This window comes from Streptomyces sp. NRRL S-350, assembly GCF_000719705.1.
In the GTDB taxonomy this organism is placed as follows: Bacteria; Actinomycetota; Actinomycetes; order Streptomycetales; family Streptomycetaceae; genus Kitasatospora.
Window position 1 is genome coordinate 34386 of sequence record NZ_JOHO01000015.1, and the last position, 22883, is coordinate 57268.

Here is a 22883-nt window from a genome sequence, read left to right on the forward strand (position 1 = left end):
GGGTTCGGTCTCGATCGGCCAGCCCGGTCCGGCCAGGCCCGTCCCCTCCCGCTCGGCGGTGGCGGCAGCGACCGGGAGGGCGTGAGGTCCCGGGCTCAGGCCTTGGCGCTGTCCCGGGCGAGGGCGACCAGGCGGGAGACGGCGCGCAGGTACTTCTTGCGGTAGCCGCCGCGGAGCATGTCCTCGGGGAAGACCCGGTCGAAGGGGATCCCGGAGGCGGTGATGGGGAGTTCGCGGTCGTACATGCGGTCGGCCAGGACGACCAGGCGCAGCGCGGTGGACTGGTCGTCGACCTGGTGCACGCCGCGCAGGCAGACCGCGGTGACGTCGTCCAGCAAGGCGCCGTAGCGGCTGGGGTGGACGGCGGAGAGGTGGCCGAGCAGGGCGTCGAAGTCGTCCAGGGAGGCGCCGGGGGTGCGCGCGGCGGCGGCCTCGACGGCCTCGTCGGAGTAGGGCGGCGGGGCGTCGGGCAGGCCGCGGTGGCGGTAGTCCTGGCCGTCGATCCGCAGCGGGCGGAAGTGCGCGGACAGGCCCTGGATCTCGCGGAGGAAGTCGGCGGCGGCGAAGCGGCCCTCGCCGAGCTTCTCGGGGAGCGTGTTGGAGGTGGCGCACAGTTTGACGCCGGCCTCGACCAGGCGGCCGAGCAGGGTGGAGACCAGAACGGTGTCGCCCGGGTCGTCCAGTTCGAACTCGTCGATGCAGAGCAGCCTGTGCCCGGAGAGGGTCCGGACGGCCTGCTGGAAGCCGAGCGCGCCGACCAGGTTCGTCAGCTCGACGAAGGTGCCGAAGGCCTTGGGGCCCGGCGCGGCGTGCCAGAGCGAGGCGAGCAGGTGGGTCTTGCCGACGCCGTAGCCGCCGTCGAGGTAGACCCCGGCCGGGCCGGCGGGCACGGGGGCGGAGCGGCGGAACCAGCTGCGCTTGGGTGCGGAACCGTTTCCTCCCGCGAGGGTGGCCGCGAACTCCTCCAGGACCTGGACGGCCTCGTACTGGCTGGGCTGGTTCGGGTCCGGGATGTACGACCCGAAGCTCACGCCGGCGAACCGGGGCGGCGGGACCATCTCGGCGACCAGCCGCTCGGCGGGGACGACGGGGCGGCGGTCGGTGAGCGCGATCGGCGAGCCGGCCGCGCTCGCGGCGGCTATGGACTCGGTCGCGGTGTCGGGGCGGGAGGCTGCGGGCACATCAGTAGAGGGTACGCCTGCCCCGAGGCCCGCCCCGAACCGGCTCCGCACCGCCTCCGGCCCGGCTTCGCAGAGGCTCCGGACCCGCCTCCGGACCGGCTCCGCACCGCCTCCGAGCGGGCTCCGGGCCACCTCTGGACGGCCTCCCGCCCGCACCCCTCCCGCCTCCCGCCCGCCTCCGGGCCGCATCCCGAGGGCCCGCGGTGGAAGACTGAGGGCATGCAACAGTTGATCAGCCCGCTGGGTGAGCCGGTCGCCGATCCGGCCGCACTGGAGTCGCTCGCCGCCGTGTACGCCTACCCCGAACAGGTGAATCAGGGCCGCCCCTGGCTGCGCGCCAACATGGTGGCCGGCCTGGACGGGGCGGCGCGGCTCGACGGGCTGTCCGAAGGGCTCTCCAGCGACGGCGACAAGCGGATCTTCGGGGTGCTGCGCGCGCTGGCGGACGTGGTGCTGGTGGGCGCGGAGACGGTCCGCGCGGAGGGCTACCGGCCGGCCCGGGCCCGTAAGGAGTTCGCCGCGGCCCGGGCGGCGGCGGGCCAGGCGCCGGCCCCCGCGATCGCGATCGTGACCCGCTCGCTGCAGCTGGACCTGACCGCGCCGCTGTTCACGGAACCGCTGGTCAGGACGGTGGTGATCACCACCGAGGACGCGTCGGAGGAGCGCCGCCGCGAGGTCGCCGAGGTGGCCGACGTGGTGACGGCCGGCACCGGCGCGGTGGACCTTCGGGCGGCCGTGGCGGCGCTGGCCGGGCGGGGCTGGACGCGGCTGCTGACCGAGGGCGGCCCGCGCCTGCTGGGGCAGCTCGCGGCCGCGGACCTGCTGGACGAGCTGTGCCTGTCGCTGGCCCCGCTGCTCAGCGGCGGCGACGCGCCGCGCATCCTCCGCGATGCGCAAATGCCTGACGTGCAGCGGATGCGGCTGGTCTCATTGATCGAGCAGAAAGGATTCCTCTTCACCCGCTACCTGCGTCGCCTGGGTTCGGAATGACCCCGTGACCCCCCGGTCGTGATCCCGTTATGCGATGCCGGGGCCCGGGGGCCGGCCACTGGAAGGGACTCACGTGTTCAAGACGGTACTGATGATCGAAAAGGCTCTCTCCGACGCGGACGTGGAGCTCGTCACCACGCTCCACGGCGACGAGGAGGTCTCCTTCGTCGTCCTGATGCAGCCGCGCGGCAAGCAGGACGAACTGCTGCGGGCGCTGGACGACGTCGCCCTCGGCCACCTCGACAAGGTGGTGCACGAGCACGACGAGTCCGAGACCGGGCCGACCGTGGCCACCGAGTCGCTGGAGCACACCCTGCGGCACCTGCGCGCGGCCGGGGCCGAGGCGGTGGGCGAGCTGGTCGAGGAGAAGCCGCTGGAACGCCTGCGCGCGGCAGTGGAGGAACACCGGGCCGACGAAGTGGTGGTGCTCACCTCACCGCACTTCGTGGAGGAGTTCTTCCACCGCGACTGGGCCTCCCAGGCCCGGCACAAGGTCGGGGTCCCGGTGCTGCGGCTGTTCGCCAGCGACTCCTAGCTCCGCGCGCCCGTGGTGCAGAATCGTCCTTGCGGTCCGCCCGCGAGGACGGTTCCCCCCGCCGACACGCGACCCGCGCGTCGACACGCCCACGGAACCGTCCGCCCGCCCTGTCTGCCCCCGCCCGTACGGAGCCACGCCTTGAACGACGCCGCGCACGACCTGCACGCCCCGCACTTCATCGGCATCGGCGGCGCCGGGATGTCCGGCCTGGCGAAGATCCTCGCAGTGCGCGGTGCCAGCGTCTCCGGCAGCGACTCCAAGGAGTCCGAGACCGTCCTCGCGCTGCGCGCCCTCGGCGCCACCGTGCACGTCGGCCACGCCGCCGAGCACGTGCCGGACGGCACCAGCAGCGTGGTCGTGTCCAGCGCGATCCGCCCCGACAACCCGGAGCTGGCGGCGGCCCGCGAGCGCGGCATCCCGGTCGTGCACCGCTCCGACGCGCTGGCCGCGCTGATGGGCGGCCGCCGGGCCCTCGCGGTGGCCGGCACCCACGGCAAGACCACCACCACCAGCATGCTCGCCGTCGCCCTCGGCGAGCTGGGCCTCGACCCGTCCTACGCCATCGGCGGGGACCTCGACGCGCCCGGCTCCAACGCCCACCACGGCACCGGCGAGATCTTCGTCGCCGAGGCCGACGAGAGCGACCGCAGCTTCCACAAGTACGCGCCCGAGGTGGCGATCGTGCTCAACGTGGAGCTGGACCACCACGCCAACTACGCCTCGATCGACGAGATCTACGAGTCCTTCGAGACCTTCGTCGGCCGGATCGTGCCCGGCGGCACCCTGGTGGTCTCGGCCGACCACGACGGCGCCCGCGAGCTGACCACCCGAGTGGCCGGCCGCGAGGACCTGAACGTGGTGACCGTCGGCACCGCCGAGGACGCCGACGTCCGGGTGCTCTCGGTCGTCGCCCGCGGCATGACCAGCGAGGTCACCGTCGTCCTGGACGGCACCGAGCTGACCTTCACCGTCTCGGTGCCCGGCCGGCACTACGCCCACAACGCCGTCTCCGCGCTGGCCGCCGGCGTCGCGCTGGGCGTCCCCGCCGAGGACCTGGCCAAGGCGCTCGGCGCCTACACCGGCGTGCGCCGCCGCCTGCAGCTCAAGGGCGAGGCCGCCGGGGTCCAGGTGATCGACTCCTACGCCCACCACCCGACCGAGATGGCCGCCGACCTGGAGGCGATCCGGGAGGGCCTGGAGGGCGAGGGCCGGGTGCTGGTGGTCTTCCAGCCGCACCTGTTCAGCCGCACCCAGCAGCTCGCCGAGGAGATGGGCCAGGCCCTGGCGCTGGCCGACGCCTCCGTGGTGCTGGACATCTACCCGGCCCGCGAGGACCCGATCCCGGGCGTGACCAGCGAGCTGATCATCGACGCCGCCCGCCGGGCCGGCGCCGAGGTCACCGCCGAGCACTCCTTCGCCGCCGCCCCCGCCCTGCTGGCCGGCCTCGCCGGCCCGGGCGACCTGCTGCTCACCATGGGCGCCGGCGACGTCACCAACCTCGGGCCAGAAATTCTGGAGCACCTCGCGAACGTTGCCTCCAACGTCTGACGTACGTCCACACGTCCGACGTACGTCCACCGCGACCGGGAGCCGTGATGAGCTACGACATCGAGAAGTCCGAGGCCGAGTGGCGCGCCCAGCTCAGCCCCGAGGAGTACCACGTGCTCCGCGAGGCGGGCACCGAGCGTCCGTTCACCGGTGAGTACACCGACACCAAGACGGTCGGCGTCTACAGCTGCCGGGCCTGCGGCGCGGAGCTGTTCAGCTCCGAGACCAAGTTCGACAGCCACTGCGGCTGGCCGTCGTACTACGCGCCGCTGGCGGAGGACCGGGTCCAGTACATCGAGGACACCTCGCTCGGCATGCGCCGGGTCGAGGTGCGGTGCGCGCGCTGCGGCGGGCACCTGGGGCACGTCTTCGAGGGCGAGGGCTACGGCACGCCGACCGACCAGCGGTACTGCATCAACAGCGTCTCGCTGACGCTCAGGCCCGCCGAGTAGCACCCGCCGGACACCGGCCGGTAGCACCGGTGACACCGGAGGCCCGGACACCGCCGTACGGTGTCCGGGCCTCCGTGCTGCCCTCCCCGGAGCTACCCGGCGACCGGCTGGAAGCGGACCGGGAGGTGCACCAGGGCGCGGTGGAACGGGCCCGGACGCCAGAGCAACTCCTCGACCGGGGCGGCCGGTTGGAGATCACTGAGCCGGCTGCCCAGCTGCTCGATCGCGGTGATCGCGATCAGCAGGGCCGGATCGCGGGCCGGGCAGGCGTGCGGGCCGGCCGCCCAGGCCAGGTGCGCGCTCTCGCCGCTGCGCAGCTCGCTGCCGTCGGTGGGCGGCGCGACCTGGGAGTTGGCGGCCGCGTAGGAGACCAGCAGGAGGGTGCCGGCCTTGATCTCGCGGCCGTGGAAGGTGATGTCGTAGCGCGGGTAGTGGGCGGAGAGGTTGGCCATCGGCGGCTCGTGCCAGAGCACCTCGTCGATCGCCTGGTGGGCGGTCATCGCGCCGCCGAACAGCGAACCGGCGTAGCGGGCGTCGGTGAGCAGGCGCAGCAGGGCGTTGCCGATCAGGTTGGTGGTCGGCTCGTGCCCGGCGATCAGGGTCAGGGTGATCTGCCGGATCACCTCGTCGTCGTCCAGCCCGACGGGGTGGGTGACGAACCAGGAGGCGAGGTCGTGCCGGGGGCGCTCGCGGCGCTCGGCGACCATGGCGGTGACCACCGCGACGAGGTCGCCGTACGCCGCGCCGGCCTTCGCGGTGGACTCGATCAGCCCGGTGATCCCGGCGACCACCCGCTCGCGGTGCTCCTCGGGCACGCCGAACCAGGTGGTGAGCACGAAGGCGGGCAGCCGGCGGGCGTACTCGGCGATCAGGTCGGCGCGGCCGACCGCCGCGAAGCGGTCGATCAGCCGGTGGGCGGTCTCGGCGACCTGGCGCTGCAGCCGGTGCGGTTCGAACAGCGCCAGGGCGTCGGTGATCACCGCACGGTAGCGCGCGTGCGTGTCGCCGTCGCTGAACAGCGCGGTCGGGCGGTAGCCGAGCACCGGCAGCAGCGGGGAGTCCGGCGGGATCGTCCGCTGCCAGGCGCGGGAGTCCTTGGAGAAGGTGTCGCTGTCGCGCAGCAGGTCCAGCGCGGCCTGGTAGTCGGTGACGAGCAGCGCCTCCACGCCGGGCGCGATCTCCACCGGGGCGATCGGGCCGTGGCGGCGCAGCCGCTCGTACACCAGTCGCGGGTCGGCGGCGAAGACCGGGCCGTGGATCGGGATCGGGCGGGTCTCGACGGTCACGGGCGCTCCTCGGCGGCGGTGGAAGAAGCGGGGGAAGAGCCGGTGGAAGAACCGGTGGAAGCGGCGTCGGGGGCGACGGCGGGGGCGACGGCGGGGGTGCCGGCGGAGGTGGCGGGCAGGACCTCCAGGACGTGCTCGGCCAGCGTGATCAGCGCGTCCAGGCTGCTGTCGCGCTCGCGGGCGTCGCAGAGCAGCAGCGGGGTGGCGGGGTGCAGGTCCAGGTGGGCCCGGAGCACCCCGGCCGGGTGGACCGGCGCGTCCGGGAAGCGGTTGACGGCGACGGCGTACGGCAGGCCCTGCTCCTCGACCATGTCCATGATCTCGAAGGAGTCGGCCAGCCGGCGGGTGTCGGCGAGCACCAGGGCGCCCAGCGCGCCACGGGCGATGTCCTGCCAGAGCGGGAAGAAGCGGCGCTGACCGGGGGTGCCGAACAGGTAGAGCACGACGCTGCCGGGCAGGGTGAGTCGGCCGAAGTCCACGGCGACGGTCGTGGTGGCCTTCTCGGGCAGGCCGGCCAGGTCGTCCACCGGGCGTCCGGTCTCGGTCATCGCCTCCTCGGTGTGCAGGGTGGCGATCTCGGAGAGCGTGCGGATGAGCGTGGTCTTGCCGACCCCGAACGGGCCGGCGATGACCAGCTTCATCAGCGTCTGGTCCCGGTCCGGCAGGTAGCCCACCCGGCTCGCCTCCCCGCCGGGGTGACCCTCCGGGTTGCTGCCCGCGTGGCCGCCTTGGTCACCGGAGTGCACGGAGGCCACGGAGTCCACGGAGTCCAACTGGTCACCGGAGTGCACGGAGTCCAACGAGGAGCCTCTCGACGATGGAGCGGTCGGTCTGCTGGGCGCCGGGGATCGGCGCGCGGGCGTGCAGGCAGCCCGCCTCGACCAGGTCGGCCGCGAGGAAGACGGTGGCGCTGACCGGCAGGCGCAGGTGCGCGGCGGCCTCCGCCACGGTCAGCGCGCCGGGGCGCAGCAGGTCCCAGAGCCGCCGGTGTTCGGGTTCGAGCCCGGTCGGCGGTTCGGCACGGTCGGCGAACAGGACGGTCAGCCGCTCGAAGCCCTGGGTGCCGGGGCGACTGCGGCCGCCGGTGGCCAGGTAGGCGGGCACCATCCGCCTGCGGGGGGCGGTCATGACCGGCCGGCGTCGTCCTGCTGCCGGCACGGGCTCGCGAGCGCGCGGCCCAGGGCGGCGACCTGCACCTGCATCTGGTACGACACGTTGCCGAGTTGGGCGTCCGGGGAGGTGAACACGGCGAGCGACGTGTTCTCCCCGGCGGGGACGACGATGGCGTAGCCGAGATCGGACTCCACCACGGTCTGGGCCAGCCGGGGCCGCTCGGCGTCGGTGAACGCGCCGGTGAAGGCGCGGGCGGCGGCGTGCACGGTGGCGGTCATCGCGGCGACCCGCTCGGCGGAGGCGCGCTCCAGGCCGGCCGAGGCGCCCTCGACCAGTCCGTCACCGGTGGCGACGACCGCGTGCAGCACCCCCGGCAGCTCCAGCAGCGGGGTCAGCACCCACGAGATGTCGTCGGTGGCGTTCGGGCTGGGCGTGCTGCTCACTGCTCGGCTCCTTCTGAGGTCGTCGGGCCGGTGGTGTGGTCACCGGTGGGACGGTCGGCGGGGGTGGTGCCGGTGGTGCCGGTGGTGCCGGTCGTACGTCCGTTGTCCTCGCGTACGGCGTCCTCGTGCGCCGCCCGGGCCACGGCGGCCCGGCCGGAGTCGGTGCCCCGCTGCAGCGCCTGCCAGTGGGCGGCGGCCTGCTCCGGGGTCCGCCCGGGGGCGGCGACGGGCGCGTCCGTCCCCTCGGCGGCGAGCGGGCGGCGGCGCCGCCGGGTGGGCAGGCCGGTGCCGTCGTCCGCCGGGGAGTCCTCGACGCCGGTGTCCACCGCCGGAGCGTCCCCTGCCGCAGCGTCCGCCGCCTGCCCGCCCGCGCCCCGGGCGGGCACCACGTGGATGGCCGGCGCCGGGTGCGGGCCCGGCTGGTGGTGGCGGTCGGCGAGCCGCGGGCCGTCCTGCTCGTCGGCGTCGCGCATCGGTGGGACGGCGGCGACGGTGGGCGCGTGGGCGGGCCCGGAGCCGGCCCGCAGCGGCAGCGGGGTGAGCACCGACAGCGGCTGCCCGTCGTCCACGACGGTCACCAGCGCGGCCGGGATGCGCAGGATGGTCCGCATGCCGCCGTACGGCGACGGCTCGATGTGGCAGGAGAAGCCGTACTGGCGGGCCAGTTTGCCGATCACCGCGAAACCGGTCTTGGGCGGGTTGCCGAGCTCGGTGAGCAGGACGTCCGGCGGCCCGGCCAGCAGTCGGCGGGCGCGGCGGAGCTGGTCCTCGTCCATGCCGATGCCGCTGTCGTCGATGATCACCAGCGCGCCGCGGCCGCCCTGCTGGACGGTCACTGGGACGTCGGTCTCCGGGTGGGAGTAGGCGGTGGCGTTGGCGAGCAGTTCGGCGATGGTGACGGCGATCGGCTCGGCGGCCCGGGCGACCACGGCGAGCCGGTGCTCCCGCAGGTGGTTGGCGACCTTGATCCGGCCGTAGCCGGGCACCCGGGAGAGCGCGCCGACGACCACCTCGGCAAGCGGGGAGTCGGTGCGGGCCAGGCCCGGCCAGGCCTCGCAGAGCACGGCGACGGTCTGGATCCGGCGCAGGGCGACCTCGTTGCGGAAGTCGACCTCCAGCAGCCGGGGGTCGTCGTTGTCGTGCTGGAGCTGCTGGACGAGGCTCTGGATCTGGTACAGCAGGGTCTGGATCCGGGAGGTGGCGCCGCGCATGGCGGCGCGGGCGGCGGCGTCCACCCGCTCCCGCTCGTCGGCGAGGGCGGCGGTGGCGGCGTCCAGGACGGACTGCAGCGCCCGGACGGCCTCCGGGCCTACGGCCTGCGGGTCCAGCGGGCCGACCAGCGGCGCGTTGGCGTGGGTGAGCCGGACGGCGGTGGCGGCGACCCGTTCCCGAGCGAGGTGGCCGACCTCGGCGAGCAGCGCGGCGGTGCGCGCCTCGGCGGCGGCGAGGGCGCGGTCGGCCTCCTCGGCGCGGGTGGTCGCGTCGGCGGCCTGCCGGGCGGCGTCCCGGGCGGTCTCCCGGGCGTCCCGGGCCGCGTCCTGGGCATCCCGGAGGGCGTCCTCGGCGGCGCGGGTGCGGTCCTCGGCGGCCCGGAGGGCGTCCTCGGCGGCGCGGGTGCGGTCCTCGGCGCGGGCGAGCGCGGTTCCGGCGGCCGTCGCCCGGGCGACGGCTCCGGCCCGGCCCCGGGCGAGCACGGCCGCGGCCACGGCGGCGACCACCGCCAGGGCTATCAGCGCGATCAGCGTCATCGAAGTCCTCGGAGTGCTCGGAGTGCTCGGAGTGCTCGGGGTGCTCGCGGGGTCGGGCCGGTAGGGCCGGCCGGGCCGGTCGGGGCGGTGCGGGCCCCGGGCGGGTCAGCCCTGGGCGGCGCGCGGGCGCGGGATCCGGCCGGCTTCCCCGGCCAGTTCCCGGGCGACCAGGGCGACCTGTCCCATGGCGTCCAGGACGCCCGGCGCCGCCGAGCCGTCCAGGTGCCGGTGCTCGGCCGCGATGGTGAGCACCAGCCGCTCGGGCAGGCCGAGTTCGGGGTGGCGCTGTTCGGCGATCACCCGCCGGGCGGCGTCCAGCGCGGGTATTCCGGCGGCGTGCAGGGCGTGGGCGCGCTCGCGGACGTACGCGAGGTAGCCGATGTGGTCGTGGACGCCCTCGCGGTCGAGCACCGGGCCGTGGCCGGGTACGAAGATCTCGGCTCCGGTGGCGAGGGCCTGCTCGCAGGCGCCGATGATGTTCTCCAGCGGGCCGGCCCAGTGCGAGGGGTGGTCGCCGGGCTGTTCGGGGGTGGAGGAGAAGATCACGTCTCCGGTGAACACCGCGCGCTGGTGCGGGAGGTGGACGATCAGGTCGCCGCCGGTGTGGGCGGCGGGGAGGCTGGTGATCTGCACGGGGTGGCGTCCGACGCGCAGCTCCAGCTCGCCGGTGAAGACGGTGTCGGGCTGCACCGGCTCGGTGGTGGACCAGTCGAACCGCCCGAAGTGCTCCTTGAGGTAGCCGCCGAGCGGGGAGTCCGGGTCGCTGCCGTTGACCAGGGCGTGCTGCTGCTGCGGGGTGGGCTCCCAGTGGATGTGCTCCAGTGCCTCCCGGGTGGCGATGACCTCGGCGTCGGGCAGCACCCCGGCGCCCCACAGGTGGTCGCCGTTGGCGTGGGTGACGACCACCCGGTCGATCTCGACCCCGGGAGGCAGCAGCCCACGGCTCGCGGCGAGGAACTCCGCGGCCATCGACGGGTCGTAGGGGGTGTCGATCCACAGCGCGGTCGCCTCGGAGGCCAGCAGTCCGCAGTTGGCCAGGCCCCAGCCCCGCTTCGGGGGGAGCCACACGTACAGGTCCTCGGCAATCGCGCTCACGTTCGCACGGTTGATCGTCATGGGCGCGATTATGCCCGCGATGTGTCGAGAGTGGGGCAAAGCCTTTACGGACGACCGGAGTTCATGGCCCGGTCTCTCCCGGGCTGTCCGGATTCGCACCACGTGGTCGAGACCAATTGTCTCACTGGTCGGGACGACCCACGGACAGTTCGCCCCGGAATCCCGACGGGACGTCGGATCGCGGCGAGGGCAGGACGCGGCAGACCTCGACCGTGACGTCCACGGTGTCCAGGCCGATCACCCGCCCCTCGACGGCGGCGAATCCTTTCTCCCCGGAGCGGAACAGCGCCGCCAGCGGCGAGTTGCGGCTCGCCGCCGTCAGCGCCTCCACCGCCATCGCGGAGCCGAAGGCGAACACCCCGCAGAGCACGATGCAGGGCGCGTGCCGGGGCGTGCGGGTCACGAAGACGAAGCCGTGGTCGCGGATCAGCTCCCCGGCGGGGTTGTACAGCGCCTCGAAGGTCATGCCGCCCCACCGGGCCCGGGCCTCGTCCGGGTACTCGATGGCGAAGTCCGGGAACACCGCGTCGAGCACGCCCGCGGAGTAGGAGTTGACGCTCGGGCCGCCGATCGAGAAGGTCGGCATCCGCGGGTCCTGCGCGCCCGCCACCACCAGCTCGATCGTCGCCTTCCGGTTGACCTTCCGCAGCAGGTCGGTGAGCTCCGCTATCGCCCTGGCCTCCGCCATCGGCATGAAGAGCACGTTCTTCGGCCCGCGGCTGGTCAACTGGCAGCCGTCCGTGGTGAAGGCGAACTCCGCCACCTCGATGCTCGGCGTGATGATCTGCACCCGGCCGTACGGTGCCAGCAGCGCCCGCAGGAAGCCGTAGCGCAGGAGCAGCCTGGTCCGGGCGAGGGAGCGCGCCGCGAGGAAGCCCATCACGGCCGGCACCGATGCGATCAGCACCTGGAGCAGGATGTCCATATCGTCCCCCGGGAGAAGACTCGACCACGAACCGTACGCCCTGGTTAAGTCCCCGCCCGTGACCGGAAATACCCCCCTTGCGGCGTTTTCGCCGCGCCACGGTTCCTACCCGAAGTGTTGCTGGAGCCGCTTGATTCCCTTCCGCTCCCCGGCGCAGCGCTCGTACCCCAGCCACTCGTTGATCGCCAGCATCGGCGCGTTGGTCTCGTCGTTGGAGGTGTACGCGCTGCGGTAGCCCGCCGCGGCCGCCAGGCGCAGCGACTCCCGCTTGGCCAGCTTGCTCAGGCCGCGGCCGCGGAACTCCCGGCGGCAGGCGGTGAAGGCCGACCAGTAGCGGTCCACCCCGTCGGTCTTCGCCATGGTGAACGCGGCCGGCTCGCCGTCCACCACGGCGACCACGGTCAGCCCGAGGTCCAGGTCCGGCCACGCCCAGTCGGACCGCAGCCAGTTCTCGTACTCCAGGGCGTCCATCGGCACCTCGCCGGGCTCGTCCCGGATGGCGTCCGCCTCGACCAGGAACAGCGGGCGCGGGTCGGCCGCCCAGTCGGTGGCCGGGCGCAGTTCGACGCCGGCCGGCCGGGCGGGCGCCGGCGGCAGCGGCCGTGTCAGGTCCAGGCCGCCGAACTGGGCGGCGCGGCCGATCTCGTAGCCCCGGGCGGCGCCGAAGGCCAGCGAGGCGGGCTCGTCGTCCAGCCAGGTGTACAGCTCCGTCACCCCGTGCTCCGCGAGGTGCCGTTCGGCCGCGGCCAGCAGCGCGGTGGCCGCGCCGAGCCGCCGGAACCCCGGCAGCACGCTGCCGTTGGCGTAGCCGGCACCCCTGGCCGTCGTCCCGAGCACCAGACCGCAGCGCACCGCTCCGACCACCCGGCCGTCCGTCTCGGCGACGAAGGTGCGGAAGTGCTCGTCGGGATTGTGCCGGTCGTTCAGCCAGACCATGGCCGCGGCGGTCATCACCAGGTGCTCGCGCCCGGCCTGGTGGGCCGCCACCACGGCCTCGGCGTCCTCGGGGCGGAACTCACGAATGGTCAGGGGAGGAGAAGTCATAGTCATGGATTCCCACGCTAGCCGCCTCCGGCCGTGCGGCGCCTCCGAATTTCCCGCCGGCCGGGCACCCCACCGGGGGTTGCGGTCGCGGCCGGGGTCCGAACCCGCCCGTCACCAGGACCGCAAGCTCAAATAATGCTCTGAGAAGGCCGGGTGGGGCTTGGCAGCCACCCCGGCCGGGGACATCCTCAGCAACACGGCCGCGCGGTCCTGGCGACGACGCCCGCACCGCCCGACGGCCTTCCCACCCGGCCCTCCGAAGGGGGCGAACCCATGACTTCCCCTGCCCTGGACCTGCCCGTACGGGCCACCGGCGGCGACGCCGCCCCCGCCCGGCCCGCCGCTCCCGCCCGCCTCGGCGTCGGCCTCGGCTGGCGCGGCGAGATCGACACCGTGGTCGAACGCCAGCCCGGCCTGGACTGGGTCGAGGTGGTCGCCGAGAACGTCTGCGCCGGCCACCTGCCCCCCTCCCTGACCGTGCTGCGCGACCGCGGCGTCACCGTCGTCCCGCACGGCGTCGGCCTCGGACTCGGCGGCGCCGACCTGCCCGACCGCGACCGGCTCGCCCGGCTCGCCGACACCGCGCTGGCGCTCGGCTCGCCGCTGGTCACCGAGCACCTGGCCTTCGTCCGGGCCGGCGGCCTGGAGGCCGGCCACCTGCTGCCCGTGCCCCGCACCCGGGACTCGCTGCGGGTGATCGCCGAGAACATCCGGATCGCCCAGGACCTGCTCCCGGTGCCGCTCGCCGTGGAGAACATCGCCGCCCAACTCGCCTGGCCGGACGACGAGTTCACCGAGGCAGAGTTCCTCGCCGAGCTGGTCGGGCGCACCGGCGTCCGCCTCCTGATCGACGTCGCCAACCTGCACACCAACCGGGTCAACCTCGGCATCGACCCGGCCGCCGAACTCGGCCGCCTGCCGCTGGAGGCGCTGGCCTACGTCCACGTCGCGGGCGGCACCCTGGTCGACGGGATCTGGCACGACACCCACGCCCACCCCGTCACCGAACCGGTGCTGGAGGTGCTGGCCGAGCTCTGCGCGCGGGTGGCGCCGCCCGGCGTGCTGCTCGAACGCGACGCAGACTTCCCGCCGCCCAGTGAGCTGGCCGGTGAACTGGACGCCATCCGCCGGGTGCTGGAGGGGAGCACCCGGTGATGAGCGACCCGCCCGCGGCCCCGGCTCCCGGCGACGACCGGGCGCTCGCGACCGCCCGGGAGCGCCTGGCCCGGCGCCAGGAGGAGCTGCTGGCCGCCCTGGTGGCCGGCGGGCCCGTCCCGCCCGGCTTCGACCCGGTCCAGGTCCGCGCCCAGTCCACCGGCCTCGCCGCCAAGCGGCGCGACACCACCGCGAAGGTGGCCCCTGACCTGCCCCGCCTGCTGGGGCCGCGCTACGGGCCGCTCTTCCTCGACTACGCCCGCACCCGTCCGCAGACCGGCGGCTACCGCGCCGACGCCCGGTCCTTCGCCGCGTGGGTGCTCACCGGCGGCGGCCCGCTCGCCGCCGACCACCGCCGGGCCCTGGAGCAGTGGCTCGACCCGGCACCCGTACGACCGCCCGGCCCGCTCGCGCGTCTGCGCCGGGCCCTGCGCGGCTAGCGAACCATCGTCACCTCGGGGGAACCGTCCATGTGGCACAACAGCTACTTCCTCGTCCCGGCCGTCCTGCTGGCGGCCGCCGCCCTGTACGCGAGCCTGACCCGGCAGCGCGTCGGCCACGTCCCGTACGCCAAGGGACTGCCCGGCCGCGGTCTGCCGCTGCTGGACGCCGCCTTCCTGGCCGGCGGGCCGGGCCGGGTGTTCGACACCGTCCTCGTCCGGATGCACATGAACGAGCAGGCCGTGATCAGCCGCGCCGGCCTGGTCACGCTCACCGGCGCCAAGCCGTACGACGCGGTCGACCAGGCGGTCCACGAGGCCGTCGGCCCCACGGGGAGCCGCGAACTCGCCCCGCTGCGCCGGATGGTGATGCGCTCCGCCGCCGTCCAGGAGATCGGCGACCGGCTCGCCGACCGCGGCCTGATGCGCCGCCCCGAGCGGCTGCAGCGGGCCAGGACCGCCCGCCGGCTGCTCTGGCTCGCGATGCTCGTCACGGCGGCCTTCGCCGTGGCCTCCGAACTGCTCGACGACGGCGCCTACGGCCACGACCGCCCCAACCTCGGGATCCCCGCCGTCCTGCTGGCCGCGGGCTTCGTCACGCTGCTCGCCACGAAGCCGGTCAAGGGCCGGATCACCCCGGCCGGGCAGCGCCAGCTGGGCCTGATGGGCGGCTCGCCGTGGACGCCCCACTCCGGGGTGTCGCCCCAGCTGGCCGGCGGCGCGCTGCTGGGCGCGCTCGCGCTCGGCGGGCTGGCCGCCGCCGGGCTGGACGACCAGGAGCTGGAGGGTGCGATGCTCGCCGCGGTGGCCGAGGAGGAGGCGGTGCGGCAGGCCGCCGTCGGCTCGTCCGCGTTCGCCTCCTCGTCCTCGTCCTCGTCCTCGTCCTCTTCGTCCAGCTCCTGCGGCAGTTCGGCCGCCTGGTGCGGCTCGTCCGACTCCGGATCCTCCAGCTGCGGCGGGGGCAGCGGGTGCGGATCGTCCAGCTGCGGCTCCGGCTCCAGCAGTTGCGGCTCGTCCTCCTCCAGCTGCGGGTCGTCCGGCTGCGGCTCCTCGTCGTCCAGCTGCGGGTCGAGCTGCGGCAGCAGCTGCGGATCGTGACCGCCGCCCCGGGGCGACCGCGGTTCGGCTCGGAGCGGCGGCCGGGTTCGGAGCGGCGGTTCGTCCCGGAACGGCGGTTCGTCCCCCGTCCGACGTCACAGTTCGGTATCGCGGGCCGGTAAGACATTCCCCGCGCCCTCCGGCCAGGCATACAACAAGCCCATGTGGTTGCTGTTCCTGATACCGGCCTGTGTCGCGGCAGTGCTCTCCTGCCTCCGGCTGGTCCGGATGACCGCCACCGCCGACGCCCTGGCCGACCAGGACGGGCTGCGCCCCCCGGAAGCCGTCGGCATCGGGCTGTACGAGACCGCCTACCTGGCCGGCGGCCCGGACCGGGTGGTCGAACTGGCCCTCGTCCTGATGGCCGGCCGGGGCCGGCTGCACCTGGCCCACACCGGCTGGACCACGGTGGTCGACCCCAGGGGCCGCAGCCGCCTGGAACGGGCGGTCGTCGCCACCGTCGGTCCCGACGGCCAGTGCCGTACGGACGAGTTGCGCCGGGCGATGGCCGAGCACCCCACCGTGCGGGAGATCGGCGCCCGGCTCTCGCTGGCCGGACTGGCCACCCCGGCCCTGGTGCAGCGCAACACCCTTGTGGTGGTCCGGCAGGTCCGGCACGCCCTGCTGCTGTCGCTGCTTCTACTGGCCGCCTCCCTGGCCGTCAGCGGCTTCACCGGCGGCGACACGCTCGCCCCGCTCGCCTGGTTCTCGCTGCCGCTGGTGCTCACCTCCGGCACGCTGCTGATGGCCCGGGTCGACGTCTACCCGTACACCCGCTGGGCCTCCCCGGTCGGCCAGGAGGTGCTGCGCGAGGTGCGCCCGGCCCGGCAGCGCGGCCTCGCCGACGACGAGGAGCGCGAACTGCTCACCGCCGTCGCCATGAACGGCCCGGCCGCCCTCCCCGACGCCCGCCTGCGCGCCGCCCTGCGACCGCACCGCAACTGAGAGGCCGGCTCCCCCGACGCGGGGAAGCCGGCCTCCGGTGGGCGCGGTGGGCCGCTCAGGCCAGGCCGTTGAGCAGTTCGCCGACCGGCTTGCGGCGGCCGGTGAAGAACGGCACCTCCTCGCGGACGTGCAGGCGGGCCCGGGACGGGCGCAGGTCGCGCATCAGGTCGACGATCCGGTGCAGTTCGTCCGCCTCGAAGGCGAGCAGCCACTCGTAGTCGCCCAGCGCGAACGAGGCCACCGTGTTGGCGCGGACGTCCGGGTAGCCGCGGGCCATCTGGCCGTGCTCGGCGAGCATCGCGCGCCGTTCGGCGTCCGGCAGCAGGTACCACTCGTAGGAGCGCACGAACGGGTACACACAGACGTAGTCGCGCGCGCGCTCGTCGGCGAGGAAGGCCGGGATGTGCGACTTGTTGAACTCGGCCGGGCGGTGCAGCGCCATGTTCGACCAGACCGGCTCCAGCCGGCGGCCGAGGCCGGTGCGGCGGAAGCGGTTGTACGCCTCCTGCAGGTCGTCCGAGTCGGCGGCGTGCCACCAGACCAGGATGTCGGCGTCCGCGCGCAGGCCGGAGACGTCGTACGTGCCGCGCACGGTCACGTCCTTCGCGGCCAGCTGCTCGAACAGCTCGTCCACCTCGGCGGCCAGGGCGGTGCGGTCCTCGGGCAGGGCGTCCTTGAGCTTGAACACCGACCACATGGTGTAGCGGATGACCTGGTTCAGGTCGCGCGCCTTCTTCTTCTCGGGCTGCTGCTCCGGCTCCCGCTCAACGCTCTCAGTCATGCGCCCATTGTCCTCTCCGTGGAACCTTCCCCGGTCTCCGGGGTCAACAGTCTGTCGATGGCGGCCACCGCGGCGGCGGCCGAGCCGATGCACGCCGGAATGCCCACCCCGTCGTACGCCGCGCCGCACAGCGCCAGCGCCCCCACCCGCCCGGCCGCCGCCCGCACCCGGGCCACCCGGTCCAGGTGGCCCACCGGGTACTGCGGCAGGCCGGCGTCGAAGCGCGACACGAAGGTGTCGTACGGCCGGGCGGTCAGCCCGATCGCCTCCTCCAGGTCCGCCAGCGAGCGGGCCACCAGCTCCTCGTCCGGCAGGCCCAGCGCCTCCTCCTCGCGGTGCCGACCGAGCGAGGTGCGCAGCAGGAACGCGTCCGGTGCGGAGCGCTCCAGCCAGCCCCACTTGTTGGAGGAGAAGGTCGACGCCTTGATCCGCCGCCCGTCCACCGGCGGCACCAGGAATCCGCTGCCGGCGGGGAGTTCGGCCAGGTCTGAGCGCCGGAACGCCAGCGTCACCAGCGCCATGCCCGCGTACTCGACGGCGTCCAGCTCGGTGGCGGCCGCCGGGGCGTCCTCGCGCAGCAGCCGGGCCGCGGCCGGGGCCGGGACGGCCAGCACGACGGCGTCCGCGTGCAGCACCTCGCCTCCGGTCACCACCCGCCAGCCGTCGGGAGTGCGGCGCAGCCCGTCCACGGGGGCGTTCGTGCGCAGGTCCGCGCCCGCCTTGGCGCAGGCCGCAGCGACCGCCTCCGGCAGGGTGCCGAGGCCGCCGCGCAGGCCGTTGAACACCGGGGTGCCCACCACCTGCGGCCGCGACGCGAGTTGGTGCACGCCCTCGACCAGCGATCCGCCGCCGCGCGCGATCGGCAGCAGTTGGGGGACGGCGGCGCGCAGCGAGATCTCGTCGGCGCGGCCGGCGTAGACGCCGCCCAGCAGCGGTTCGACCAGCCGGTCCACCACCTCCCGGCCGAGCCGTCCGGCGACGTAGCGGCCGATGGCGACGTCCTCGCCCACCTCGGTGGGCTCCTCGTGGCGGGCCCGCTCCAGCCCCTCGGCGGTGAGCACCCCGGAGGCCTCCAGCGCCGCCAGGTCGCCCGGCACGCCCATCACCTGGCCGCCCGGCAGCGGCCGCAGCGCGCCGCGGGTCCAGATCGCCGCTTTCGCGGTGGTCGGCGCCTCCAGCTCCTCCGCCAGCCCGACCGCCCGCGCCAGTTCCACCGCCTCCGGCCGCCGGGCCAGGACCGACTCGGCCCCGAGGTCCACCCGGACCCCGCCGACCTCCCCGCCCCACAGCTTCCCGCCGAGGCGGCCCGACGCCTCCAGCAGGGTGACCCGCGCCCGTGCCGGGCCCCCGGCCGCCCCGCTCAGAAAGGCGGCCGCAGCCAGCCCCGCGATCCCACCACCGACGACGACGACCCGTGCATCCGACATGCCTCGCAGTCTCGCAGGTCTTTACGCCGGGCCCGCACTCCGCTGCCCGCCCGCTGCCCGCCCGCTGCTCGGCACCAGCGTGTCCAGATCGATCCCGATCGGAACGGCACCGGACGTTCGAGCTTGCGGCTCCTCGGAAGATCCCGCCCGGGAGAGCGGGCGGAGACCTCCGACGGCGCCGTGCGCCGCCGCGGGGGGGCGTCAGCGCGCGCTGGCCTCGTGGACGAAGGCGACGAGCCGGCTGAGCGCGTCCGGGTCCATGGACGGCAGCACGCCGTGGCCGAGGTTGAAGATGTGGCCGCTGGGGCCGAGCGCCCGGGCGGCGTCCAGGACCTCGCGGGCCTTGGTCTCCACGACCTCGGTGGGGGCGAACAGCACCGCCGGGTCGAGGTTGCCCTGCAGGCCCTTGCCCGGGCCGACCCGCTCGGCGGCGACGTCCAGCGGCACCCGCCAGTCGACGCCGACGATGTCCGCGCCGGCCTGGCCCATCAGCCCGAGCAGTTCGCCGGTGCCGACGCCGAAGTGGATCCGCGGCACTCCGTAGCCGGCGACGGCGTCGAAGACCTTGGTGCTGGCCGGCATCACGGAGCGGCGGTAGTCCTGCGGCGCGAGCGAGCCGACCCAGGAGTCGAACAGCTGGACCGCCGAGGCGCCGGCCTCGATCTGGACCTTCAGGAAGGCCGTGGTGATGTCGGCGAGCCGGTCCACCAGGGCGGCCCACAGCTCGGGCTGCCCGTACATCATGGCCTTGGTGTTCTCGTGGTTCTTGGACGGGCCGCCCTCGACCAGGTAGCTGGCCAGCGTGTACGGCGCGCCGGCGAAGCCGATCAGCGGGGTCCCGCCGAGCTCGTCGACCAGCAGGCCGACGGCCTCGGTGATGTAGGGGACGTCGTCCGGCTCCAGCGGGCGCAGCCGCTCGAGGTCCTCGAAGGTGCGGATCGGGTCGGCGATGACGGGGCCGACGCCGGCCTTGATGTCGACGTCGATGCCGACGGCCTTGAGCGGCACGACGATGTCGCTGAAGAAGATCGCCGCGTCCACCCCGTGCCGGCGCACCGGCTGCAGGGTGATCTCCTTGACGAGCTCGGGCCGCATGCAGGACTCCAGCATGGGGATGCCCTCGCGGACCTTCAGGTACTCGGGCAGCGAGCGGCCCGCCTGGCGCATGAACCACACGGGGGTGTGCGGTACCGGCTCGTTCCGGCAGGCGCGCAGGAACGCGGAGTCGTACGCGGCGCCGCGGCGCGCGGGGTTGGTCCGGCCGTCGTGGGTGGCCGCCGTCGTGTCTGCCGTTGTCTCGCTCACGCGTCAAATCTTCGCATGCGCCCCGGGGCCCCCTTCCCGGCCGGTCTCGTCGGTTCCTCCAAGATCTGCCCGGGTTTGCCGTTCCGGCACGCCGCTGGGAGAGAAGTTGCGGCGATAACCCAAGCTTTCGACCTAGTCTTCGGAACATGGCAGCGGTCGGAGGGCACCCCTCGCAGGGTGGCGGAGCAGGTGGCGGAACGGGTGGTCACGAGGGGGCGCCGAGCGAGTTCCGGGCTGCCGTGGCGGCCTTGGACGGGGCCCGGCTGCGGCCCGAGGTCCGGCTCTCCCCCGCCCCGGCGCCGCGCCGGCTGGCCCCGTACGCGTTCGCGGTGACCGCCGAGGTGGAGGTCGACGGCGAGGAGCTGGCGGACGGCCGGCTGGTGCTGCTGCACGACCCGGCCGGGCAGGAGGCCTGGAACGGCGAGTTCCGGGTGGTCACGATGACCCGGGCCGAGCTGGAGCCGGAGATGGCCGGCGATCCGCTGCTCTGCGAGGTCGGCTGGGCGTGGCTGCTGGACGCGCTGCAGGCGCACGGCGCCGGGTACGCGGAGCCGTCCGGCACGGTGACCAGGTGCGCGTCGCAGTACTTCGGCGGTCTGGCCGAGCGCCCGTCGTCGACCGAGATCGAGATCCGCGCCTCCTGGACACCGGCCGACGGCCGCTTCGAGCGGCACCTGGCCGCCTGGGCGGACCTGCTCTGCGTCGGCGCGGGCCTGCCGCCGACCGCTCCGGCGGGGCAGGGCCCCGCCGAGGTGCCGTCACTCGGTGGAGTGGTCCCGATGCCGGCCCGGCGACGCCCCCGGTCGCACTGACGAGTGGCGTCCGGGCCCGACGGCACCGGACGGCCCGCGCGCCACCCCCAGGGCTGACGGAGTGTGACTTCGGACCCGCTCTCTGTCAATTAACCGGTCGATACTGACCGATCCGCGTCGAATCTGATCGATTTTGTGCGAATACCGGGCATGTCAAGTCAATCATTTGCGCGATTTGTCCGTATTGTTACTCACTAGATCGTGATCTTTCGCTAAAGCCGGGCACGGTTGCTGCCGAAGCAGACTGTGACCCTTTCCGAACGCGGAACACTCCGACCGCCCCCATCGGGGTTCCGTCCGCCACTCCCCGCAGGAGGCCTGGTGTCGGTCCTTCTTGAGCACCCCGCAAACGTGGTCGCCTACCGGCCGACCAAGCCCACCGCCATGGTGGTCATCGCCGATCCCCGCGTCCGAAACACCGTCACCCGTCACCTCTGGGCGCTCGGCGTCCGGGACGTGATCGAGGTGTCCTCGATCGCTGAGGCCCGCCCCCGGGTCTCCACCCCGCGCGACATCTGCGTCGCCGACGTCCACCTACCGGACGGCTCCGGACTGACGATCCTCGCCGAGACCCGCGCCGCGGGCTGGCCCAACGGCCTGGCCCTGTCCGCCGCCGACGACATCGGCGCCGTCCGCAGCGCCCTGGCCGGCGGCGTCAAGGGCTACGTCGTCACCGGCACCCGGACGAACATGGCGATGCCCGGCCGCCCGGGCCTGCCGCTCGGCGCCGCCGGACTGGCCGGGCGGATGCGCCGCCCCGGGATGCCGGGCATGCCGGGTGCCGCCGGAGCGCCGGGCGCCCCCGGAGCACCTGGCGCCCCCGGTGCACCGGGCCCGCAGCAGGCCGCCTACCGCGAACTGTCCGGCCGTGAGGTCGAGGTGCTGCGGCTGGTCGCCGAGGGACAGTCCAACAAGGCGATCGGCGTGGCCATGGGCTTGTCGGCGCTCACCGTGAAGAGCCACCTCGCCCGGATCGCCCGCAAGCTGGGCACCGGCGACCGCGCCGGGATGGTCGCCGTCGCCCTGCGCACCGGCATCATCCACTGAGCCGAACGGTCCGGACCGCCGCGGCGGCCGAGGAGGAACGTTTCCTCCTCGGCCGCCGCGGCGTCGTTCGGGGCCCGACGGCATGCTCGCGAAGCCGGTCTGACCAGTCCGACAACACTCCCGGCCGCGAGGAGCGTCGTACCCTTGGGGGGTGACCGACGCCGTAGCAGCCATCCCAGAAGAAGCAGCCCCGGTCCCGCTCCTCGAACCGAAGGAGGGGATCCCGCCCGTCGTCGAGGACGAGCAGGCGCTGGCCGCCACGATCGCCGCCTTCGCCGCGGGCACCGGGCCGGTCGCCGTCGACGCCGAGCGGGCCTCCGGCTACCGCTACGGGCAGCGCGCCTACCTCATCCAGCTGCGCCGCGCCGGCTCCGGCTCCGCCCTGATCGACCCGATCGCCTGCCCCGACCTCAGCGCACTCGACGCCGCCCTCGCGGACGCCGAATGGGTGGTGCACGCAGCCACCCAGGATCTGCCCTGCCTGGCCGAGGTCGGCATGAGACCCCGGCGCCTCTTCGACACCGAGCTGGCCGGGCGGATCGCCGGCTTCGCCCGGGTCGGCCTCGGGCCGATGACCGAGAACGTGCTCGGCCTGAGCCTGGCCAAGGAGCACTCGGCCGTCGACTGGTCCACCCGCCCGCTGCCCGAGCCCTGGCTGCGCTACGCCGCTCTGGACGTCGAGGTGCTGGTCGAGCTGCGCGACGCACTCGAACAGGAGCTGGACGCCCAGGGCAAGCTCGGCTGGGCCCTGGAGGAGTTCGCCGCGATCGCGGCCGCGCCCCGCCCGGCCCCGCGCACCGACCCGTGGCGGCGCACCTCGCAGCTGCACAAGGTCCGCCGGCGCCGTCAGCTGGCCGTGGTGCGCGAGCTGTGGCTGGCCCGCGACCGGATGGCGCAGGAGCGCGACGTCTCCCCCGGCCGGGTGCTCTCGGACGCGGCGATCGTCAACGCCGCGCTGGCCATGCCGCTGAACATCGCCTCGCTGCAGGCCCTCCAGGGCTTCGGGCCCCGGGTGCACCGGCGCCAGCTGGAGCAGTGGCTGGCGGCCGTCCAGCGCGGCCGGGAGGTGCCCGAGAACCAGCTGCCGCCGGCCGCCGCGCCGCACGACGGACCGCCGCCGCCGCGGGCCTGGGCCGAGAAGGACCCGGTGGCCGCCGCCCGGCTCTCCGGCGCGCGCAGCGCGGTCAGCGAGCTGGCCGAGCGGCACAACCTGCCGGCCGAGAACCTGATCACCCCGGACCTGGTCCGGCGGGTGTCCTGGGAGCCGCCGGCCGACCGGGGCCCCGAGGGCGTGGCCGCCGCGCTGCGCCGGCTCGGCGCCCGGCAGTGGCAGGTCGACCTGGTCGCGCCGGCGATGGCCGCCGCGTTCGCCGCGGCCGCGAGCGCCACCACGGCCCAGGACTGAGCCGATCGAGCCACCCGGAGGGGGTGTCGTCCGCGCGGACGGCACCCCCTCCGGCGTGCCCGGGGCAGCGTTCCTGGTCGGACG

21 protein-coding genes and 1 pseudogene are annotated in these 22883 nt (G+C 74.5%); 10 read left to right on the forward strand and 12 right to left on the reverse strand.

Features of this window, described 5'->3' with window-relative positions; all coding sequences use genetic code 11:
* Positions 1 to 95 precede the first annotated feature (95 nt).
* The gene (gene zapE, locus IF30_RS0116830; RefSeq protein WP_051710462.1) at positions 96 to 1142 is read right to left on the reverse strand and encodes a cell division protein ZapE; all 1047 of its coding nucleotides are present in this window, start codon (positions 1140 to 1142) and stop codon (positions 96 to 98) included.
* A gap of 258 nt (positions 1143 to 1400) precedes the next feature.
* Between zapE and IF30_RS0116835 the strand changes: the two genes are divergently transcribed.
* The 4 genes from IF30_RS0116835 to msrB all read left to right on the forward strand — a co-directional run bounded on the left by IF30_RS0116835 (position 1401) and on the right by msrB (position 4709).
* A complete protein-coding gene (locus IF30_RS0116835) occupies positions 1401 to 2171 on the forward strand; it encodes a pyrimidine reductase family protein (protein WP_030238454.1) in 771 nt (256 codons plus the stop codon).
* A 73-nt stretch (positions 2172 to 2244) separates the two neighbouring features.
* Positions 2245 to 2706, forward strand: a complete 462-nt coding sequence (locus tag IF30_RS0116840; protein ID WP_030238457.1) for a hypothetical protein — start codon at positions 2245 to 2247, stop codon at positions 2704 to 2706.
* Between the two features lie 162 nt (positions 2707 to 2868).
* The gene (murC, locus tag IF30_RS0116845; protein ID WP_037900219.1) at positions 2869 to 4257 is read left to right on the forward strand and encodes a UDP-N-acetylmuramate--L-alanine ligase; all 1389 of its coding nucleotides are present in this window, start codon (positions 2869 to 2871) and stop codon (positions 4255 to 4257) included.
* Positions 4258 to 4304: 47 nt separating this feature from the next.
* The gene (gene msrB / locus IF30_RS0116850) at positions 4305 to 4709 is read left to right on the forward strand and encodes a peptide-methionine (R)-S-oxide reductase MsrB (RefSeq protein ID WP_030238463.1); all 405 of its coding nucleotides are present in this window, start codon (positions 4305 to 4307) and stop codon (positions 4707 to 4709) included.
* Positions 4710 to 4801: 92 nt separating this feature from the next.
* Here msrB and IF30_RS0116855 read toward each other — a convergent pair whose 3' ends face one another.
* From IF30_RS0116855 to IF30_RS0116890, 8 genes are all read right to left on the reverse strand, one after another.
* Complete coding sequence (locus tag IF30_RS0116855; protein WP_030238465.1) at positions 4802 to 5995, reverse strand: cytochrome P450; 1194 nt, start codon at positions 5993 to 5995, stop codon at positions 4802 to 4804.
* Positions 5992 to 6636 (reverse strand): GTP-binding protein, encoded by a 645-nt coding sequence (locus tag IF30_RS0116860; RefSeq protein WP_078891449.1) that lies wholly within the window; start codon positions 6634 to 6636, stop codon positions 5992 to 5994. Before IF30_RS0116860 ends, IF30_RS0116855 begins: the two co-directional genes overlap by 4 nt.
* A gap of 136 nt (positions 6637 to 6772) precedes the next feature.
* Entirely contained in the window at positions 6773 to 7123 is a 351-nt protein-coding gene (locus IF30_RS0116865; RefSeq protein WP_030238470.1) for a DUF742 domain-containing protein, read from the reverse strand.
* Entirely contained in the window at positions 7120 to 7551 is a 432-nt protein-coding gene (locus tag IF30_RS0116870) for a roadblock/LC7 domain-containing protein (protein ID WP_030238472.1), read from the reverse strand. The genes IF30_RS0116865 and IF30_RS0116870 overlap by 4 nt, the downstream gene beginning before the upstream one ends.
* Positions 7548 to 9299, reverse strand: a complete 1752-nt coding sequence (locus IF30_RS0116875; RefSeq protein ID WP_051710445.1) for an ATP-binding protein — start codon at positions 9297 to 9299, stop codon at positions 7548 to 7550. The genes IF30_RS0116870 and IF30_RS0116875 overlap by 4 nt, the downstream gene beginning before the upstream one ends.
* Positions 9300 to 9404: 105 nt before the next feature.
* Positions 9405 to 10415: an MBL fold metallo-hydrolase gene (locus tag IF30_RS0116880; RefSeq protein WP_030238477.1), complete on the reverse strand. Its 1011-nt coding sequence runs from the start codon at positions 10413 to 10415 to the stop codon at positions 9405 to 9407.
* 121 nt (positions 10416 to 10536) lie between these two features.
* Positions 10537 to 11340 carry a hypothetical protein gene (locus IF30_RS0116885; RefSeq protein ID WP_030238478.1) on the reverse strand — a complete coding sequence of 268 codons (804 nt, stop codon included), beginning with the start codon at positions 11338 to 11340 and terminating at the stop codon, positions 10537 to 10539.
* Positions 11341 to 11445: 105 nt separating this feature from the next.
* Positions 11446 to 12384 carry a GNAT family N-acetyltransferase gene (locus IF30_RS0116890; protein WP_030238480.1) on the reverse strand — a complete coding sequence of 313 codons (939 nt, stop codon included), beginning with the start codon at positions 12382 to 12384 and terminating at the stop codon, positions 11446 to 11448.
* A gap of 273 nt (positions 12385 to 12657) precedes the next feature.
* Between IF30_RS0116890 and IF30_RS0116895 the strand changes: the two are divergent.
* The 3 genes and pseudogenes from IF30_RS0116895 (at position 12658) to IF30_RS0116910 (ending at position 16022) form a co-directional block, all read left to right on the forward strand.
* Positions 12658 to 13979 (forward strand): annotated as a pseudogene (locus IF30_RS0116895) (DUF692 domain-containing protein).
* Positions 13980 to 14009: 30 nt separating this feature from the next.
* Positions 14010 to 15077, forward strand: a complete 1068-nt coding sequence (locus tag IF30_RS0116905) for a TIGR04222 domain-containing membrane protein (RefSeq protein WP_051710448.1) — start codon at positions 14010 to 14012, stop codon at positions 15075 to 15077.
* A gap of 162 nt (positions 15078 to 15239) precedes the next feature.
* Positions 15240 to 16022, forward strand: a complete 783-nt coding sequence (locus IF30_RS0116910) for a TIGR04222 domain-containing membrane protein (RefSeq protein ID WP_030238491.1) — start codon at positions 15240 to 15242, stop codon at positions 16020 to 16022.
* 55 nt (positions 16023 to 16077) lie between these two features.
* Here the strand turns inward: IF30_RS0116910 and hemQ are convergent, their stop codons facing one another.
* The 3 genes from hemQ to hemE form a co-directional block, all read right to left on the reverse strand.
* Positions 16078 to 16803 (reverse strand): hydrogen peroxide-dependent heme synthase, encoded by a 726-nt coding sequence (gene hemQ / locus IF30_RS0116915; RefSeq protein ID WP_030238492.1) that lies wholly within the window; start codon positions 16801 to 16803, stop codon positions 16078 to 16080.
* A complete protein-coding gene (gene hemG, locus IF30_RS0116920; protein WP_030238493.1) occupies positions 16800 to 18230 on the reverse strand; it encodes a protoporphyrinogen oxidase in 1431 nt (476 codons plus the stop codon). Before hemG ends, hemQ begins: the two co-directional genes overlap by 4 nt.
* Before the next feature lie 201 nt (positions 18231 to 18431).
* The gene (gene hemE, locus IF30_RS0116925) at positions 18432 to 19535 is read right to left on the reverse strand and encodes a uroporphyrinogen decarboxylase (RefSeq protein ID WP_030238494.1); all 1104 of its coding nucleotides are present in this window, start codon (positions 19533 to 19535) and stop codon (positions 18432 to 18434) included.
* 146 nt (positions 19536 to 19681) lie between these two features.
* Between hemE and IF30_RS0116930 the strand changes: the two genes are divergently transcribed.
* The 3 genes from IF30_RS0116930 (at position 19682) to IF30_RS0116940 (ending at position 22799) form a co-directional block, all read left to right on the forward strand.
* Positions 19682 to 20347: a DUF3000 domain-containing protein gene (locus IF30_RS0116930; RefSeq protein ID WP_030238495.1), complete on the forward strand. Its 666-nt coding sequence runs from the start codon at positions 19682 to 19684 to the stop codon at positions 20345 to 20347.
* A gap of 321 nt (positions 20348 to 20668) precedes the next feature.
* On the forward strand, positions 20669 to 21394 hold the full coding sequence (locus tag IF30_RS0116935) for a response regulator transcription factor (protein WP_030238496.1): 726 nt from the start codon (positions 20669 to 20671) through the stop codon (positions 21392 to 21394).
* Positions 21395 to 21545: 151 nt separating this feature from the next.
* Complete coding sequence (locus tag IF30_RS0116940; RefSeq protein ID WP_030238497.1) at positions 21546 to 22799, forward strand: HRDC domain-containing protein; 1254 nt, start codon at positions 21546 to 21548, stop codon at positions 22797 to 22799.
* The last annotated feature ends 84 nt before the right edge of the window (positions 22800 to 22883 follow it).

Bases quoted from the DNA above. Each gene is read 5' to 3' on its own strand.
- IF30_RS0116835 (WP_030238454.1), top strand. From the start codon at position 1,401: ATGCAACAGTTGATCAGCCCGCTGGGTGAGCCGGTCGCCGATCCGGCC.
- msrB (WP_030238463.1), top strand. From the start codon at position 4,305: ATGAGCTACGACATCGAGAAGTCCGAGGCCGAGTGGCGCGCCCAGCTC.
- IF30_RS0116860 (WP_078891449.1), bottom strand. From the start codon at position 6,636: ATGAAGCTGGTCATCGCCGGCCCGTTCGGGGTCGGCAAGACCACGCTC.
- IF30_RS0116865 (WP_030238470.1), bottom strand. From the start codon at position 7,123: ATGACCGCCCCCCGCAGGCGGATGGTGCCCGCCTACCTGGCCACCGGC.
- IF30_RS0116875 (WP_051710445.1), bottom strand. From the start codon at position 9,299: ATGACGCTGATCGCGCTGATAGCCCTGGCGGTGGTCGCCGCCGTGGCC.
- IF30_RS0116880 (WP_030238477.1), bottom strand. From the start codon at position 10,415: ATGACGATCAACCGTGCGAACGTGAGCGCGATTGCCGAGGACCTGTAC.
- IF30_RS0116885 (WP_030238478.1), bottom strand. From the start codon at position 11,340: ATGGACATCCTGCTCCAGGTGCTGATCGCATCGGTGCCGGCCGTGATG.
- IF30_RS0116890 (WP_030238480.1), bottom strand. From the start codon at position 12,384: ATGACTTCTCCTCCCCTGACCATTCGTGAGTTCCGCCCCGAGGACGCC.
- IF30_RS0116905 (WP_051710448.1), top strand. From the start codon at position 14,010: ATGTGGCACAACAGCTACTTCCTCGTCCCGGCCGTCCTGCTGGCGGCC.
- IF30_RS0116910 (WP_030238491.1), top strand. From the start codon at position 15,240: ATGTGGTTGCTGTTCCTGATACCGGCCTGTGTCGCGGCAGTGCTCTCC.
- hemQ (WP_030238492.1), bottom strand. From the start codon at position 16,803: ATGACTGAGAGCGTTGAGCGGGAGCCGGAGCAGCAGCCCGAGAAGAAG.
- hemG (WP_030238493.1), bottom strand. From the start codon at position 18,230: ATGTCGGATGCACGGGTCGTCGTCGTCGGTGGTGGGATCGCGGGGCTG.
- IF30_RS0116930 (WP_030238495.1), top strand. From the start codon at position 19,682: ATGGCAGCGGTCGGAGGGCACCCCTCGCAGGGTGGCGGAGCAGGTGGC.